The sequence below is a fragment of the Granulicella aggregans genome (assembly GCF_014203275.1).
Classification (GTDB): Bacteria; Acidobacteriota; Terriglobia; order Terriglobales; family Acidobacteriaceae; genus Edaphobacter.
Window position 1 is genome coordinate 907,701 of sequence record NZ_JACHIP010000002.1, and the last position, 13,692, is coordinate 921,392.

Annotated in this window: 10 protein-coding genes; 4 read left to right on the top strand and 6 right to left on the bottom strand. The window is 60.1% G+C overall.

Annotated features, from left to right (window positions below):
* Window positions 1-121 precede the first annotated feature (121 nt).
* Complete coding sequence (locus HDF16_RS09120) at window positions 122-3,466, bottom strand: TonB-dependent receptor (RefSeq protein ID WP_348641280.1); 3,345 nt, start codon at window positions 3,464-3,466, stop codon at window positions 122-124.
* A gap of 217 nt (window positions 3,467-3,683) precedes the next feature.
* Window positions 3,684-5,291, bottom strand: a complete 1,608-nt coding sequence (locus tag HDF16_RS09125) for a GH39 family glycosyl hydrolase (protein WP_246408911.1) — start codon at window positions 5,289-5,291, stop codon at window positions 3,684-3,686.
* A 236-nt stretch (window positions 5,292-5,527) separates the two neighbouring features.
* On the opposite strand from HDF16_RS09125, the gene HDF16_RS09130 reads away from it, so the two are divergent.
* Complete coding sequence (locus HDF16_RS09130) at window positions 5,528-5,809, top strand: hypothetical protein (RefSeq protein ID WP_184215710.1); 282 nt, start codon at window positions 5,528-5,530, stop codon at window positions 5,807-5,809.
* 153 nt (window positions 5,810-5,962) lie between these two features.
* Here HDF16_RS09130 and mnmE read toward each other — a convergent pair whose 3' ends face one another.
* Both mnmE and dnaB read right to left on the bottom strand, forming a co-directional pair.
* Entirely contained in the window at window positions 5,963-7,351 is a 1,389-nt protein-coding gene (gene mnmE / locus HDF16_RS09135; protein ID WP_184215712.1) for a tRNA uridine-5-carboxymethylaminomethyl(34) synthesis GTPase MnmE, read from the bottom strand.
* A gap of 22 nt (window positions 7,352-7,373) precedes the next feature.
* Window positions 7,374-8,759: a replicative DNA helicase gene (dnaB, locus tag HDF16_RS09140; RefSeq protein ID WP_184215714.1), complete on the bottom strand. Its 1,386-nt coding sequence runs from the start codon at window positions 8,757-8,759 to the stop codon at window positions 7,374-7,376.
* A 190-nt stretch (window positions 8,760-8,949) separates the two neighbouring features.
* On the opposite strand from dnaB, the gene HDF16_RS09145 reads away from it, so the two are divergent.
* On the top strand, window positions 8,950-9,249 hold the full coding sequence (locus tag HDF16_RS09145; protein ID WP_184215716.1) for a DUF5076 domain-containing protein: 300 nt from the start codon (window positions 8,950-8,952) through the stop codon (window positions 9,247-9,249).
* 91 nt (window positions 9,250-9,340) lie between these two features.
* Entirely contained in the window at window positions 9,341-9,883 is a 543-nt protein-coding gene (locus tag HDF16_RS09150; protein WP_184215718.1) for a hypothetical protein, read from the top strand.
* An 8-nt stretch (window positions 9,884-9,891) separates the two neighbouring features.
* On the opposite strand, the gene msrA is transcribed toward HDF16_RS09150, so the two are convergent.
* The gene (msrA, locus tag HDF16_RS09155; RefSeq protein WP_246408913.1) at window positions 9,892-10,512 is read right to left on the bottom strand and encodes a peptide-methionine (S)-S-oxide reductase MsrA; all 621 of its coding nucleotides are present in this window, start codon (window positions 10,510-10,512) and stop codon (window positions 9,892-9,894) included.
* A gap of 145 nt (window positions 10,513-10,657) precedes the next feature.
* The gene (gene mnmG / locus HDF16_RS09160) at window positions 10,658-12,670 is read right to left on the bottom strand and encodes a tRNA uridine-5-carboxymethylaminomethyl(34) synthesis enzyme MnmG (RefSeq protein WP_184215720.1); all 2,013 of its coding nucleotides are present in this window, start codon (window positions 12,668-12,670) and stop codon (window positions 10,658-10,660) included.
* A 70-nt stretch (window positions 12,671-12,740) separates the two neighbouring features.
* On the opposite strand from mnmG, the gene HDF16_RS09165 reads away from it, so the two are divergent.
* A complete protein-coding gene (locus tag HDF16_RS09165) occupies window positions 12,741-13,646 on the top strand; it encodes an alpha/beta hydrolase family protein (protein WP_184215722.1) in 906 nt (301 codons plus the stop codon).
* Window positions 13,647-13,692: the final 46 nt, after the last annotated feature.

The following is a 13,692-nucleotide window of genomic DNA, read 5'->3' on the forward strand; positions in this document are numbered from 1 at the left end:
CTTCAATGAAGCGGTGAACGGTGTGATCCTGAGCGGATTCTTCTATTGCAGGCCACCAAAAATGGCCCCGAGTCTCTGTGATCGAGACACGGGGCCAAGGGGTATAGCGGCTTGCTTCGACCTAGTAAAGAACCTTCAGGCCGAACTGGAAGATGCGTGGCTCAAAGGTGCTGTTGACCACACCGCCGCTGGTCGGCGCTCCGCCGAGGGTTCCGCTCAGGGCACCACCGGGCAGATAGAGGTTGGTGTGATTGAAGATGTTGTAGGCCTCGGTCCGGAACTCGACCTTCAGGCTCTCGATCGGCGTCGAGAATTTCTTGTTGAGGGAGAGGTCGGTCTGATAGAAGGCCGGGGTGCGACCGGGATTGCGACCGGCGTTGCCGAAGGGGCTTTGAGTGACACCGCCGACAGCGGTCGCCGGCAGTGCAAACGCGGCCAGGTTCACGTACTGAATGTAGCCGGTGCCCGCGATCTTCACATGCTCCGTGATCGGCTGGCCGGGGACGCGATTAGGACGATAGAGGTTCGCGCCGCGATAGCTCGCCGTGATCTGCTGCGAGACTTGATTGCCCGCGTTTCCGCTCTTGGGAGTGTAGGTGAGGTTGAAGGGAGTTCCGGCCTGCATGGTGTTGATCCCGCTCAACTGCCAGCCGCCAAGGAGGCTGTCGACGACGCCGTTGCTGTTGGCGAGAAAGCGGCGACCGTGACCGACGGGAAGCTCATAGACGAGGCTGGTGACGTTGGCGATGGGCAGGTTGTAGTCTGACTGGCCGTAGTCGGCCCGGGGGTTGTTGGCGTCCTGGAGCGAAGGCGTGTTGCCTTCGAGCGAGGCGCTGGCGTTATCAAGAGCGTGCTCCCAGCTGAAAGAGTTCAGCAAGGTGAGGCCGGCGGCCATACGCTGCTCGTAGCGGACCTGAAGCGCGTTGTAGTTGGAGTAGAACTCGTTGCTCGCTAAGGTGATGTCGCTGGGCCAGTTAGCAAAAGGCCGGGCGAATCCATTAGACGGGTTTTTCTGGTTGCCGTTGACGAAGCCCTGAAGCTTCAGGCCGTGGTTGCCGACGTAAGCGATATCGAGGACGGAGTTCTTGAAGAGCTGCTCCTGCACGCTAAGGAAGTAGTTTTCGACGTAGCTGTCGCGGGTGTCCTTGGGCACCCAGGTGATGTTGTCGGTGGCTGAGTTGAAGGTCGAGGTGAGGGCCGAAGGGAAGCCCTTGTCGGCAGTCACGTAGCAGCTTTCGGTCGTGGAGCCGACCGCGATAATCTGCGCCGGGACGGTGCCGCACTGGTTGGTCGTCGTCGGGGTAATCTGTGTGACTGCGGCGAACTGCGCCTGGGGAGCGTTGATAGCGAGGATATCACCCGAGCCGGCGCGGGTGTAGTGGATGTAGCTGGTGCCGAAGCCGCCGCGCAGGGCCGTCCTGGGTGTGAGAGCGTAGGCGAATCCGACGCGGGGAGCGAAGTCGCTCAGGTCAGGATTGACGAGAGTTTTGCCGTAGACACCTCCGCCCGAGAAAGGCGTGATGCCGTTGCCCGCTGTCGCGCCGGGAGTGGTCGTCAGCACGGTCTGGGTGGTGGGGTCGAAGTTGGAGATGTAGTTGTTCTGCTCAGAGTAAGGCGAGCCGTACTCCCAACGGACGCCAAGATTCAAAGTCAGCTTAGGAGTGGGCTTCCAGTCGTCCTGTATGTAGGCGCTGTGCATCGTCTGGCGGACGTGGGCTACGAAGTAGTTTGCCAGCTGGTAGGAGTTGGTGGTTCCAAAAAGGAAGTCAGCCCAGTAGGAATCGGCGACCGCCGTGCCGACGGCGCTGTAGGCGCCGCCGTAGCTGAAAGCCCCGTAGAGGGGGTTATTGTCGTTGACGGCCATCCAGACGTGCTCGTACTCGTAGCCGAACTTGAGCGAATGCTTGCCTTTGATGAAGGTGTAGTTGACTTTGGGGTCGAGCAGGGCGGGGTCCTGCCACTGCGGATTGGTGCTCTGGCGGCCAAAGCCGGTGAAGCCGCCGGAGACGCTGGTCGTAGGCAAGCCGCCAGCGACGATGGGGTTGGTGGGAAGGCCGGGGATGTTGAGAGCGTTGTTGCCGATCGAGAGCGAGTACTTGCCGGCCTTGGTGCGGGAGAGGCCGAGGCGGCCCTCAATGACCTGGTTTGCGCCGATCAGCTTGGTGAATCCGGCAGCAACCTGTTGGTCGAGCACACGAATCGTTCCGTTGGTCTGGCCATCAAGCGGTGCGACGATCGCCGGGAAGTTGACGCCGGTCTCCTTGCGGTCGCTGACGCGGAGGAACCAGGAGGTGGTGGGGTTCTGCTGGAAGTCGAGGCGAAGGTCGCCCTTGTCGGACTTGTCGGTGAAGGGCACCTGCACGGAGTAGTCGTTGGAGGCCAGACCGGTAGTCGCGGAACCAGAGACTGGCAGAACGCTCTCAATCTGCTTGAAGTATGTAAGCACCTGGGCGGAGAGAGGGTTGATCGCCGCCGTCGGGATCGGCGTGCCGGCCGCATAGGTAGCGCCGGTGGTGGCGTTCTTGACCGGGACGACGAGGATGCCGTTGATCTCGTTCTGCGTGGGCAGTGTAAGCACGCTGAGGGGCTTCAGTGTCTGGCGAAATCCTTCGTAGTCGACGAAGTAGAAGAGCTTGTCCTTGATGATGGGGCCGCCGAAGTTGCCACCGAACTGGTTGCGATTGAAGGTGGGCTTTTTGAAGGCCACGTTGCCGAGCGTCGGCTTGAAGTAGCCGGTAGCGTTCAGGTCGGTGTTGCGGATGAACTCGTAGGCGGTGGCGTGGATACGGTTTGATCCGCTGGCGGTAGCGACGTTGACGGTCGCGCCGGAGCTGCGGCCAAACTGGGCGCTCTCGTTATTTGTGACCACCTGGAACTGGGCGACGGAGTCTGGCGGAACGGCGATGATCTGGTTGTCGAAGCCCTGATTGCTCTCGCCGTAGGCGTTGTTGTCCATGCCGTCGAGCAGGAAGTTATTGAACATACTGCGTTGGCCGTTTACGTTGTACGCGCCGGCGCGGGTGAGGCTGTTGATCGAGCTAGTAGTCGCGGCGGTGGGTGCCTGGCGGACGCCGGTGACCAGGCCGAGGAGATCGGCGTAGTTGCGGGTCACGAGAGGCAGGGCAGCGCTCTGGTAGCCAGAGATCTCCTGGCCACGTTCGCTGCTCTCGGTCTCAAGCTGTAGAGCGGTGCCGCTTACCTCGACGGTCGTCGCGGTCGCGCCGACGCTAAGCGAGAGGTCGATGCGCTGGCGGCCGCCAACCGAGATGGCGATATCTTTGGCAATCGCGTCCGCGTATCCCGAAGCGGAGGCGGCGATGGTGTAGGTTCCCACGCGCAGCGATGGAAGCTCGTAGTCGCCCGAGCCATTGCTCGTCGTCTTCGCTACAATTCCGGTCGCATCGTTGGTTACAGTGACGGCAGCTCCGGGGATCACCGCGCCGGTTGCATCATGGATCGTGCCCACAAGACTGCCATTGTCAAACTGCGCTCTTGCTGACACTCCCATAATTGTTAGAAGCGCGGCAAGCACATAACTGCCAGCGCGTAGAAACCCAATTTTTCTCATACCTAAAACGATAGGTATTCAGCAAGCCGACTTCATCAACACGCAGTGAAGACACTGTGTACGGGGGATGAATCGAAAGACAGGGTGTGGAAGATCGCCCCCACACCCCGCGAGGTCAGAGCGCTGGTCCGGCGACCAGTACCACCAAGCCTCGCGCAGGCACAGAGACTGTGACCTTGCCGTTCTTCAGCTTCAGACTCTCCGGAGGACTGGCTGCGCCCGCCTTGCGGAGTTCTGCAAGCTGCTCCCGGGTTGGCGTCTGTGGTCTTCCCATTGCGTCGAAAGCAGGAATCGCATTGCCGTGAGTCCCGTCCACGCGCCACAACTCCACCTTCGATCCGGAGGGCAGCCCCTTCATCTCGACCTCAAAGGTCTTGTTCTCCCCAACTACCGAGGGCTCTGGCGTGTACTTGTCACCCTCGCCGATAGGAGGCAGGTAGTTCCACAGCGCCAAGGCTAGACCACCCTCCTTCGTCTTCGTCGCAAGGATAGAGTCGTTTGCAACAGCGATTCGTTGATCTCCGAGCTTGTGCAGCATCGCGAAGGCATGAAACGCCGGCTTCTGGATGCGGTCCTCGGCAATCAGACCGAAGCCCCCGTAAAACGGCGTGCGGGTCACGCCCTGCTCTTCAAATACGTCCGCGAAGTCCCAGTAGCTCATCGCCTGGACCTGACCATCGACTTGCGAGATCGTCGTTGCCAGCCACGGCCCGATGAAGTAGCTGTCGGTCACGTTCGGCTCATTCGCATAGCTGGCGTTGTACTCAGAGAAGTAGAGCGGCATCTGGGGATACGGCGAAGCCAGGATCTCCTTATGAACCTTGGCCACCGCGAGCGGAACCATCTTGTCACGCGGGATCTTCGCATCGGTATGCAAGACGTTCACATTGTCGTCATTGCCGTAGACATGGGTCGATGCGAAGTCCACGGGGATGTTGTTGTCGTGGCAATGCTGAAGGAACTCACTCACCCACGCGGCCTGCGCTGTCGAAGGTCCGCCTACGCGAATCCTTGCGTTGACCGCCTTCAGCGCCTTCGCGGTGTGGTCATAGAGCTCCCAATAGGTTGCCTGCTTCGGCTTGCCGTCCCAGAAGTCCAGGTTCGGCTCATTCCATACCTCGAAGCTCCAGGTAGAGACTTCTTCGATTCCGTAGCGGGCGATCAGGTGCCGCGCGAAGGCGGACATCATGTCGTCCCACTTCGCGTAGTCCGCAGGAGGCGAGACGTTGGGGTGGTACCAGAAGATGTGGAAATCGTTCGGATCGGCGGCAAGGCCCTTCGGCATAAAGCTCAGTTCGACAAATGGCCGGACATGGTGCTCGAGGAGGCCATCGTAGATCTGATCGACATAGGAGAAGTTGTAGATGCCGTCCGTCGCGACTGCCTGGGTCGCCTGCCCGGGATTGGTGTACTTCCGCGCTGGATCGTAGAGGCCGACTTCGTCGTTGAAGATGCCGTGGAACCGTATGGATTGAAATCCCGTGGCTTCGTGGACGGCGTCGATATCCTGTCGATACTCATCACGCAAAGAGAGAATGGCACGTCCCGATCCGAAGGTCTGCTCCCAGAAGTGGGGAAACGGTGTGGCAGGCGCCTTGGCGTCCACGCTCACCTCGACAGCCGGATTCTGGGCAACCATCAGGCTAGCGATTGAAAGCGCGCTCGCGACCGCCATCGATCTTGCAAATGTAGTGACGCAACGACGTAGCAAATGAGACTTCATCTTCTCTCCTGAGACCTGCCCCGAACTTTACACCACTCTCTAGGATGCCGTGGAGAGGCACACGGTCGAGGCCGCTTTCGTAGTGAGAATCATGCTCTCTTCCCCGGAGGGGGTACAAGACAAAAGGTTTCGGGTCATAGCCGGCCTCTACCCCGGGAGCAGGCATGACCAACTTGTATCGCGAAAAGCCTCGCATGGGTCATTGCGACCACCAAATCCGGGTGTCACGATTCCGCATGCGATTCAATCTTGTAACTCAGCCCTCAATTCAGACGCCTGGAATTCCCGGAGCACTTTCGCTCTCCCTCACCCTTCGTCCAGCCTGTGGCATCCTCGGCGACTATACGTTCCCGACCGACAGCAGCAGCCTTCGCCAGCTATTGAAGAACGGAACCGATCTTCCCGATGCTGTCGTGTGGCGCTTTCTAAGCGATGCTTGCGCCAAGGCCAAGGCTCGGCTGCTCGGTGTTGAACTTAGCGACGAAACTCTTCAAGGCATCGGCTATTTCATCGACTAACGAAACGCGTCGAGTCGTCCTTTATTCGAATACGCTGTACCGCCGCTATCTACGACAAGGAATTGCACTAGCGAGAGTTCCTCTGATCGGAAGCGGACTGATTTTGATGAGCGCTCGCAACTCCTGCGAACGCCGAGCGAACCTTGGTCTCGGCTATTTACCGATGCAGAAACTCCCGAAGATTACGCCAAGAATGTCCTCTGTGTGCGTGGCTCCGGTGAGTCTATCGAGCGCTCCGAGAGCTTCATGTAAGTCCAGTAGAAGCATCTCGTGAGGCATACTACCGTCAAATCCCTCCTGAGCCGACCGAACCGCCTTTAAGGCCTCCGCAATCGCATCCTGCTGCCGCGCGCTGGTCACCGTGATGCTGTCCGTCGTTCCTGAAGATGCTCTCAGCCCCTCCAGAATTGCCCCCCTCAGATCTTCAACCCCGGTGTCGTTCAGAGCCGAGGTGGCGATGAACTTTGCTTCGAGGCTCATCGGAGTTCTTTGATCTCCTACCAGGTCGATCTTGTTTAGCGCGACGATCAGTCTTCGGCCCGCGGCACCGGCCATCACCGCCTGATCGTCGCTGTGGAGCATGCCGCCATCCATTCCATCAGCCGCTACGACCAGGAGAAGGACATCTGCGTCGGCCATTGCCTCCCGCGAGCGCGCAACCCCGATTGCCTCCGCCTCATCGAGCATGCCGCCTTCCGCCAGCTCTTTGCGAAGGCCCGCAGTGTCGACCAACTCGACTGGGATTCCGCCGATATCCACGCGCTCCGAAACCGTATCTCTCGTAGTTCCAGCCTGCGCGGTCACGATGGCGCGCTGGTGACCGACCAGACGATTGAAAAGAGATGACTTGCCGGCGTTCGGTCTGCCGACAACCGCAAGCCGGAAGCCATCCCGAAGCACTTTGCCATACGCAAAGCTTTTCTCGAGCGCGGCCAGAGGAGTCGCGATTGCCTTTAGCTGTCGTGCGATCTCCAGGTCGTCCATCAGATCGAGATCGTCCTCGGCGAAGTCGATTCCTGCTTCGAGCGCCGCAATCAATTGGATCAAGTCCCGCTTCACCGGTGAGATCTGCCGCGAGAGTGCGCCACCCATCTGCTGGGCGGCTGTTCTTGCCTGTTGCAGAGTGGTTGCGTCGATCAGCCCCTGCACGGCCTCGGCCTGCGTCAGGTCAAGGCGTCCGGATAGGAAGGCGCGCTCGGTAAACTCGCCCGGCTCAGCCAGGCGCGCGCCGAGCGCAATGCACTGCTTCAGGAGCGTCCGCAACAGTACAGGGGAGCCATGAGCGGCGATCTCTATAACATCCTCGGAGGTATAGGAGTTGGGCGCAGCAAACCACGTTACGACGGCCTCATCAAGTATGCTTTCCGCACCCACTTCAAAGATCTCGGCAACCCGCGCTCGTCCGGGAGCAAGAGGCCGCCTCAGACGCACCATTCCCTCGACAATCGTCTTCGCTTCTGGCCCGGAGAGTCGAACGATCCCGATACCGCCGCGTCCCGGCGGTGTGGAGGTTGCGGCTATCGTGTCGTTTACGTGCGTCATCGATCCAGACTAGCGCGAGTGACTAGTACTCTCCGCCGCCTCCGCCGCCTTCGGCGAGGTTTTCAAATCGCGTGTAGTCCGCCAGGTACGCCATCTGCACGCTGCCGGTCGGCCCGTTACGCTGCTTGGCGATGATGATCTCGGCCTTGCCCTTGAGGTCTTCATTCTCGCGGTCGTAGTACTCCTCGCGGTGGATGAAGGCGACCACGTCGGCATCCTGCTCGATCGATCCCGACTCTCGGAGGTCGCTCAATAGCGGCTTCTTGTCGCCGGTGCGTTGTTCCGATCCACGCGAGAGCTGCGACAGCGCGACCACCGGAACCTTCATCTCTTTTGCCAGCGCCTTCAATCCACGCGAGACCGCCGAGACTTCCTGCGTCCGGTTCTCGAACTTCTTCTGATTAGCTCCAACGGAACCGGTCATCAGCTGGAGGTAGTCAATCACGATCAGATCGAGCCGCCCCTCCTGCTGCTTGAGCCTTCTGGCCTTAGCCCGCATCTCGGCAAGGCTGATCCCTGGCGTGTCATCGATGAACATCTTCGACTCCATCAACCGCTCCAGCGCCGCCAGCAGCTTGCCCTTGTCTTCCTTGGGCAAAAAGCCCGTCTGGATCTTGCGCGAGTTCACCAGCGCTTCGCTCGCGAGCATGCGTCGCAGCAGGCTCTCCTTCGACATTTCGAGTGAGAAGACAGCCACCACCTTGCCGTCGTGTACGGATGCGTTCTGAGCGATGTTGATCGCCCAGGCCGTCTTGCCCATCGAGGGACGGGCGGCGATGATGATGAGTTCGGAGTCCTGCAACCCGCTGGTCATGCGGTCGAACTCCAGATAGTGCGTCTTCAGGCCGGTGATCTCTCGGCCCTGCTCGTAGAGCTTGTCGATCGACCCAAAGCTCGAAGCTACGATCTCCGCAATCCCAGAAAAGCCGCGCTGAATCGCGCTGTCAGCGACTTCGGCAAGCTTCGCCTCGACGTCTCCGAGAACATTGATCGCCTCTTCGCCCTGGTCCGACGCGCGTGTCGCTCCGTCGTGGAAGATGGTCATCAACTGCCGCAGTAGGCTCTTGTCCTTGACGATGCGGACGTAGCTCTCGATGTTGAAGTTACGCGGAATTCCCTCACTCAGGAAGGCGAGGTAAGCCGGACCGCCAATCGAGTCGAGTTCCTTGCGCCGCGATAGCACCTCGCGGACGGTGATGTAGTCCACGCCGTGGCCGGTCTGCGTCAGCTCCAGAATTGCGTTGAAGACGCGGCGATGCGAGTCGAGTGAGAAGTCATCGGCGCGCAACCTCTCGGTCGCGTCCGAGATCGCTACCGAATCGAGCATCATCGCGCCCAGGATCGCCGTCTCCGCCTGCAGCGATGCGGGGAGATCGTCGTTTGCCGAGATTTGCGCGAAGGAAGCCATAGGGACTCTCTGAGTTTATCTGTCACGACGCGATCGCCTGCTGTGGAGATAGAGGCCATCTGCGGAAAACCCGCACAACCCGCTCCTATTCATAGGACTCCTACCTTTCGCGATGAGTGGGTTCGCGCCACCGGGCCTCCAGATGCCATAATCGACAAATCCCAGCCGAGCTTTTCCCACAGGAGACACCATGGCCTCGCAAAAGATCCTCGACATCCCGCCGGCTGCACAGCGCGATAAGGCCTCCTTCGAGGTAATGCGCGTCTGGATCGCCGAGCATGGCCAGCATGTCTCCATCCAGAGCGGAGCATGGGACGACCCCTTCGCCTGGGGCATCGTCCTCGCAGACCTCGCCCGGCATATTGCGCTGTCGCACCAGATGCAGAACAGCAAGGTGGATCCCGAGGCGTTCATGGAGAGGCTGCTCGAAGGCTTTCAGGCGGAGATCGATAACCCGACGGATGAACCCGAGGGCGAAATCACACAGTAGGCGGAGCCGCTCCGGATTGATGCGGCTTCACCGACTAGGACTGCGTCTCTAAGCCAGCCAGCGCACCGCATTTGCTGGCCCTGGAGACATCATGCTTCGCCCGCCTAAGATATTGTCTGCTAGCTTCATTCTCGTCGTTGCCCTCTCCTCACAGGCACAGATCCGTATCGGAACACCGAAGAAGAGCTCCGCAGACGTAGGAGTCAACTCCGTCCACGCACCCGTTCCCACACCTCTAGTCGCGGGGAAGAAGGCATTCATCTCCTATGAGTTGGGCGATGTCACAGCCTTTCCGGACGCCTACAGCGGCGGTCCAGAGCGCGCCTATGGCGAGTTCTACTCGGCGATGAAGACCTGGGGCCGGTACGACCTCGTATCCGACCCGAACGATGCGGATGTCGTCTTCGCCGTTCGCTTCGTAGATCCGGTGGGCGTCGTACCTCAAATTCGCGTTGGCATCATGGACGCCAAGACCCACATCAATCTGTGGGGTTTCGTCGAACAGGTCGACTTCAAGTTCCGAAAGAAAAACCGCGACCTTGCCTTTACCGATTCGGTAAAGCTCCTGGTCGCGGATATTCAGACTCTTCTGGGACAGGCGACGATTCCGCCGCCTACACCTGCCCAGCAGTAGGCATTTATTTAGTGCCCGTTGTATTCCTTGAAAAGGTCCGGAAACTGCACCTTCAACGCCGCCATCTTCGGCACGTCGCAGACCTGGATGTACGGATTGTTCGGGTTATGGTCGGCGTAGTCCTGGTGGTAGGCCTCGCCATCGTAGAACCCCTTCAGCGGGACCACCTGGGTGACAATCTTCGCCGGGTAGATCTTCTCCGAGTCGAGCTGCGCGATATACGCCTCCGCGACCTTCTTCTGGTCTTCGCTGGTGTAGAAGATAGCCGAGCGATACGAAGTGCCCACATCCGGCCCCTGCCGATTCAGCTGCGTCGGGTCATGCACCACGCTGAAGAAGATGCGCAGCAGCGTGCCATAGCTGATCTTCGACGAGTCGTAGACGATCTTCAGCGATTCGGCGTGGCCTGTGGTCTCAGTCGTCACCTGACCGTAGGTCGCCGTATGGGCATCGCCGCCGGAGTAGCCCGCCGTCGTGTGTTCCACGCCCTTCACACGGTTGTAGACCGACTGCACTCCCCAGAAACATCCTCCGGCGAAGACCGCCGTCTCCTGCTTCGCCGCAGTATGCGCCTCATCGACCAATGGAGCCGGAATCGGCGCCTTGCGTGTTGCTTGTCCAATTGCCATCTGCCTTACTCCTATGAAAACCGCGCCCAATATCAGCGCTCCAATTGCCAGCTTGATCCCCGTTGAAACCATATCGCTCATCGCAACCTCACCGACTCTGACTCTGACTCTGATAAGACGCGCGAGGTTACATCGCAGATTCGGATCAGGCAGTCTGACGCTGGATTGCCTGCCGACCTTTGCCCTGGATCTCGATAAAGATGTTTACCAGCGTCACCGCCGCCGGGGTAACTCCTGCGATCCGGCTCGCCTGTCCGAGCGTCATTGGCCTCACCCGCTCGAGCGTCTGCTGCATTTCGCGAGAGAGCCCGCTCACGACCTTGTAGTCGAACCACTCGGGAATGCGGCGGTCTTCCGCCTTCTTCATCTTCTCGATCGAGCGTCGCTGTTTGTCGAGATACCCGGCGTACTTGATCTCCGTCTCGACGGACTTCATCTCGTTCCGCACCCAGGCGCGCAAGCGGCCAGCTCCCTGCATCGCCGAAGTCCACTCGGCAAAGATCGGGCCCTCGATTTCGAGGCGCGGGAGCAGGAGGGGGGCCATATCGGAGATTTCGAGCTCGGGCCGCTTCAGCAACTGGGCAAATGTCTGCCCGGAGATAGTGGAGGTATTGCCGTCGAGTCTTTCCACCAGGGGAGCGGGAAGCTCTGCAATCTGCACCTGCGCCGATTCCAGCAGCCGCTGAAACGCCGACGCGCGAGTCTGTTTCGACTCAAACTCCGCCCAGTCCGCGTCACCAATCAGACCGAGGCGACGACCATGCGGCGTCAACCTGCGATCGGCGTTGTCGATACGGAGGTGCAGCCGAAACTCCGCCCGCGAAGTAAACATGCGATAGGGCTCGTCAGTCCCCTTCGAGATGAGATCGTCGATCAGAATCCCGGTATACGCCTCGGTTCGGTCGAGCGTGAATGCAGGCTCACCCTTCACCGCCAGCGCCGCGTTGATTCCCGCCATCAACCCCTGGCAGGCGGCCTCTTCGTAGCCGCTGGTCCCGTTGATCTGACCGGCGAGGTAGAGGCCTTCGAACTTCTTAACCTTCAGCGTCCGATCGAGCTCCGTCGGATCAATCGCATCGTACTCGATGGCATAGCCGGGCCGCAGCATCTCAGCGTCTTCAAGGCCCCGGATGGACCGCACCATCGCCGCCTGAACGTCCATCGGCAGGCTGGTGCTCATTCCATTGATGTAGACCTCATGCGTGTTGAGACCCTCAGGCTCGAGAAAGAACTGATGACTCGACTTCTCCGGAAAGCGCACAACCTTGTCCTCGATAGAAGGGCAATAGCGCGGCCCGATGGCCTCAATCTGGCCGGAGTACATCGGGGACCGGTGGACATTTTCGCGGATAAGCCGCAGAGTTTCTTCTGTCGTGCGAGCGATGTGGCATTTGATCTGCCGCAGCGGGGGTACGCCGGTCTTTGTAAAACTGCTGCGAAAGCTGAACGGCGTGGGGTCATCGTCACCCGGCTGCTCCTGAAATGTCTCCCAGCGAATCGTACGTCCATCGAGGCGTGGCGGCGTTCCGGTCTTCAACCGGCACTCGCGGAGGCCGAGGCGCTTGAGGGCTTCGCCGAGGAGGACGCTGGCGGGCTCGCCACTGCGGCCGGCGGTGTATTGCTGCTCGCCGCAGTGGATGAGGCCGTTGAGAAACGTGCCAGTCGTGACTATGGTTGCTTTCGCGAAGATGGTGCGCCCGTCACGAAGCTTCAACCCTGCGATCCGCTGACTCGCGGACTTGTCGATCGGGTCGCCTGCCGCACCCTCGATGATGAAATCAACGACTTCAGCCTGCTTGATGAACAAGTTCGGCTGGCCCTCGAGCACCTCACGCATCTTCACGCGATAAAGCTGCTTGTCGCACTGCGCGCGTGGGGACCATACCGCCGGACCTCGAGAGGTATTCAAGAGGCGAAATTGAATGCCGGTCGCATCGGCGACCTCGCCCATCACCCCACCGAGAGCGTCGACCTCACGCACGATATGCCCCTTGGCAACTCCACCGATGGCCGGGTTGCAGGACATCTGGGCGATGAGGTCGAGATTCAGCGTAAAGATGGCGGTCCGCAGGCCCATGCGCGCGGAAGCCATCGCAGCCTCGCAGCCAGCATGGCCCGCGCCGACGATTACAACATCGAATTGTTCCGTAAAAGCCATACCCAGCTCTATTCTATGAGACGCGCAGAAATCTCCATGCCCCAGTGAACCTGAATGGCATAATCACCCCATGCGCCTGTTCACGACTGCCCTGCTTTCAGCCAGCTTTCTCGCCTGCTCTGGCATCCCTGCCTCTCCGCAAGCTCAGACTCCCGCCGCCATCACCACCGACCCCGCCCCTGACAAGGCACATCCCGCCGCCTTCGACACCTTCCAACTCCCCAGCCACGGCGCGCAGCTCAACGCCTTCGTCTACATCGCCGCTGGAGCAGGCCCGCACCCTACCGTCATCCTGCTGCATGGCTTCCCCGGCAACGAAAAGAATCTCGATCTCGCCCAGACGCTCCGCCGCGCGGGCTACGACATCCTCTTCTTCAACTACCGCGGAAGCTGGGGCTCCCCCGGCGACTTCTCCTTCACTCATTCCATCGAAGACGTTCAGTCTGCCATCGCTTATCTGCGCGATCCTATAAACGCCACCCGCCTTCGCGTCGATTCGAAACAGATCATCCTCATCGGTCACAGCATGGGCGGCTTCATGGCCCGCTACGCGGGCGCGCAGGACCCCGGCATCAAGGCCGTCGGCCTCATCTCCGCCGCCGACATGGCCGTCGACAAGATCGAGACCATTCCCACCGCATATCGGAATCGCGCTGTCGATCCCATCGCCAAGAGCTTCGCCGAAGAAGGCCTTGCTCCTCTCGCCGGATGCACGCCGAAGAGTCTTGCCGAAGAGGCCGTTGCCAACTCCGATGCCTGGAACATTCCAAATCTCGCGCCAAAGCTGGCCAGCCGCCCCGTTCTCGACCTTACCTCCGACGACGGTCTGGCTCCGTCGAACGACGCATTCGTCTCCGCACTCAAAAAGTCCGGATCGACCCACGTCTTTACCCAACACTTTGCAACCGACCACTCCTACTCCGATCAGCGCATCGCGATGCAGATAGCCATCTTGAACTGGCTCGCCGCCCTCTAACTCGTCAGCGACCCGAAAAGCCTCCACCACGCTCGCAGGAGACTCC

Bases quoted from the DNA above. Each gene is read 5' to 3' on its own strand.
- mnmE (WP_184215712.1), bottom strand. From the start codon at position 7,351: ATGACGCACGTAAACGACACGATAGCCGCAACCTCCACACCGCCGGGA.
- dnaB (WP_184215714.1), bottom strand. From the start codon at position 8,759: ATGGCTTCCTTCGCGCAAATCTCGGCAAACGACGATCTCCCCGCATCG.
- HDF16_RS09145 (WP_184215716.1), top strand. From the start codon at position 8,950: ATGGCCTCGCAAAAGATCCTCGACATCCCGCCGGCTGCACAGCGCGAT.
- HDF16_RS09125 (WP_246408911.1), bottom strand. From the start codon at position 5,291: ATGAAGTCTCATTTGCTACGTCGTTGCGTCACTACATTTGCAAGATCG.
- HDF16_RS09165 (WP_184215722.1), top strand. From the start codon at position 12,741: ATGCGCCTGTTCACGACTGCCCTGCTTTCAGCCAGCTTTCTCGCCTGC.
- HDF16_RS09130 (WP_184215710.1), top strand. From the start codon at position 5,528: ATGCGATTCAATCTTGTAACTCAGCCCTCAATTCAGACGCCTGGAATT.
- mnmG (WP_184215720.1), bottom strand. From the start codon at position 12,670: ATGGCTTTTACGGAACAATTCGATGTTGTAATCGTCGGCGCGGGCCAT.
- msrA (WP_246408913.1), bottom strand. From the start codon at position 10,512: ATGGCAATTGGACAAGCAACACGCAAGGCGCCGATTCCGGCTCCATTG.
- HDF16_RS09150 (WP_184215718.1), top strand. From the start codon at position 9,341: ATGCTTCGCCCGCCTAAGATATTGTCTGCTAGCTTCATTCTCGTCGTT.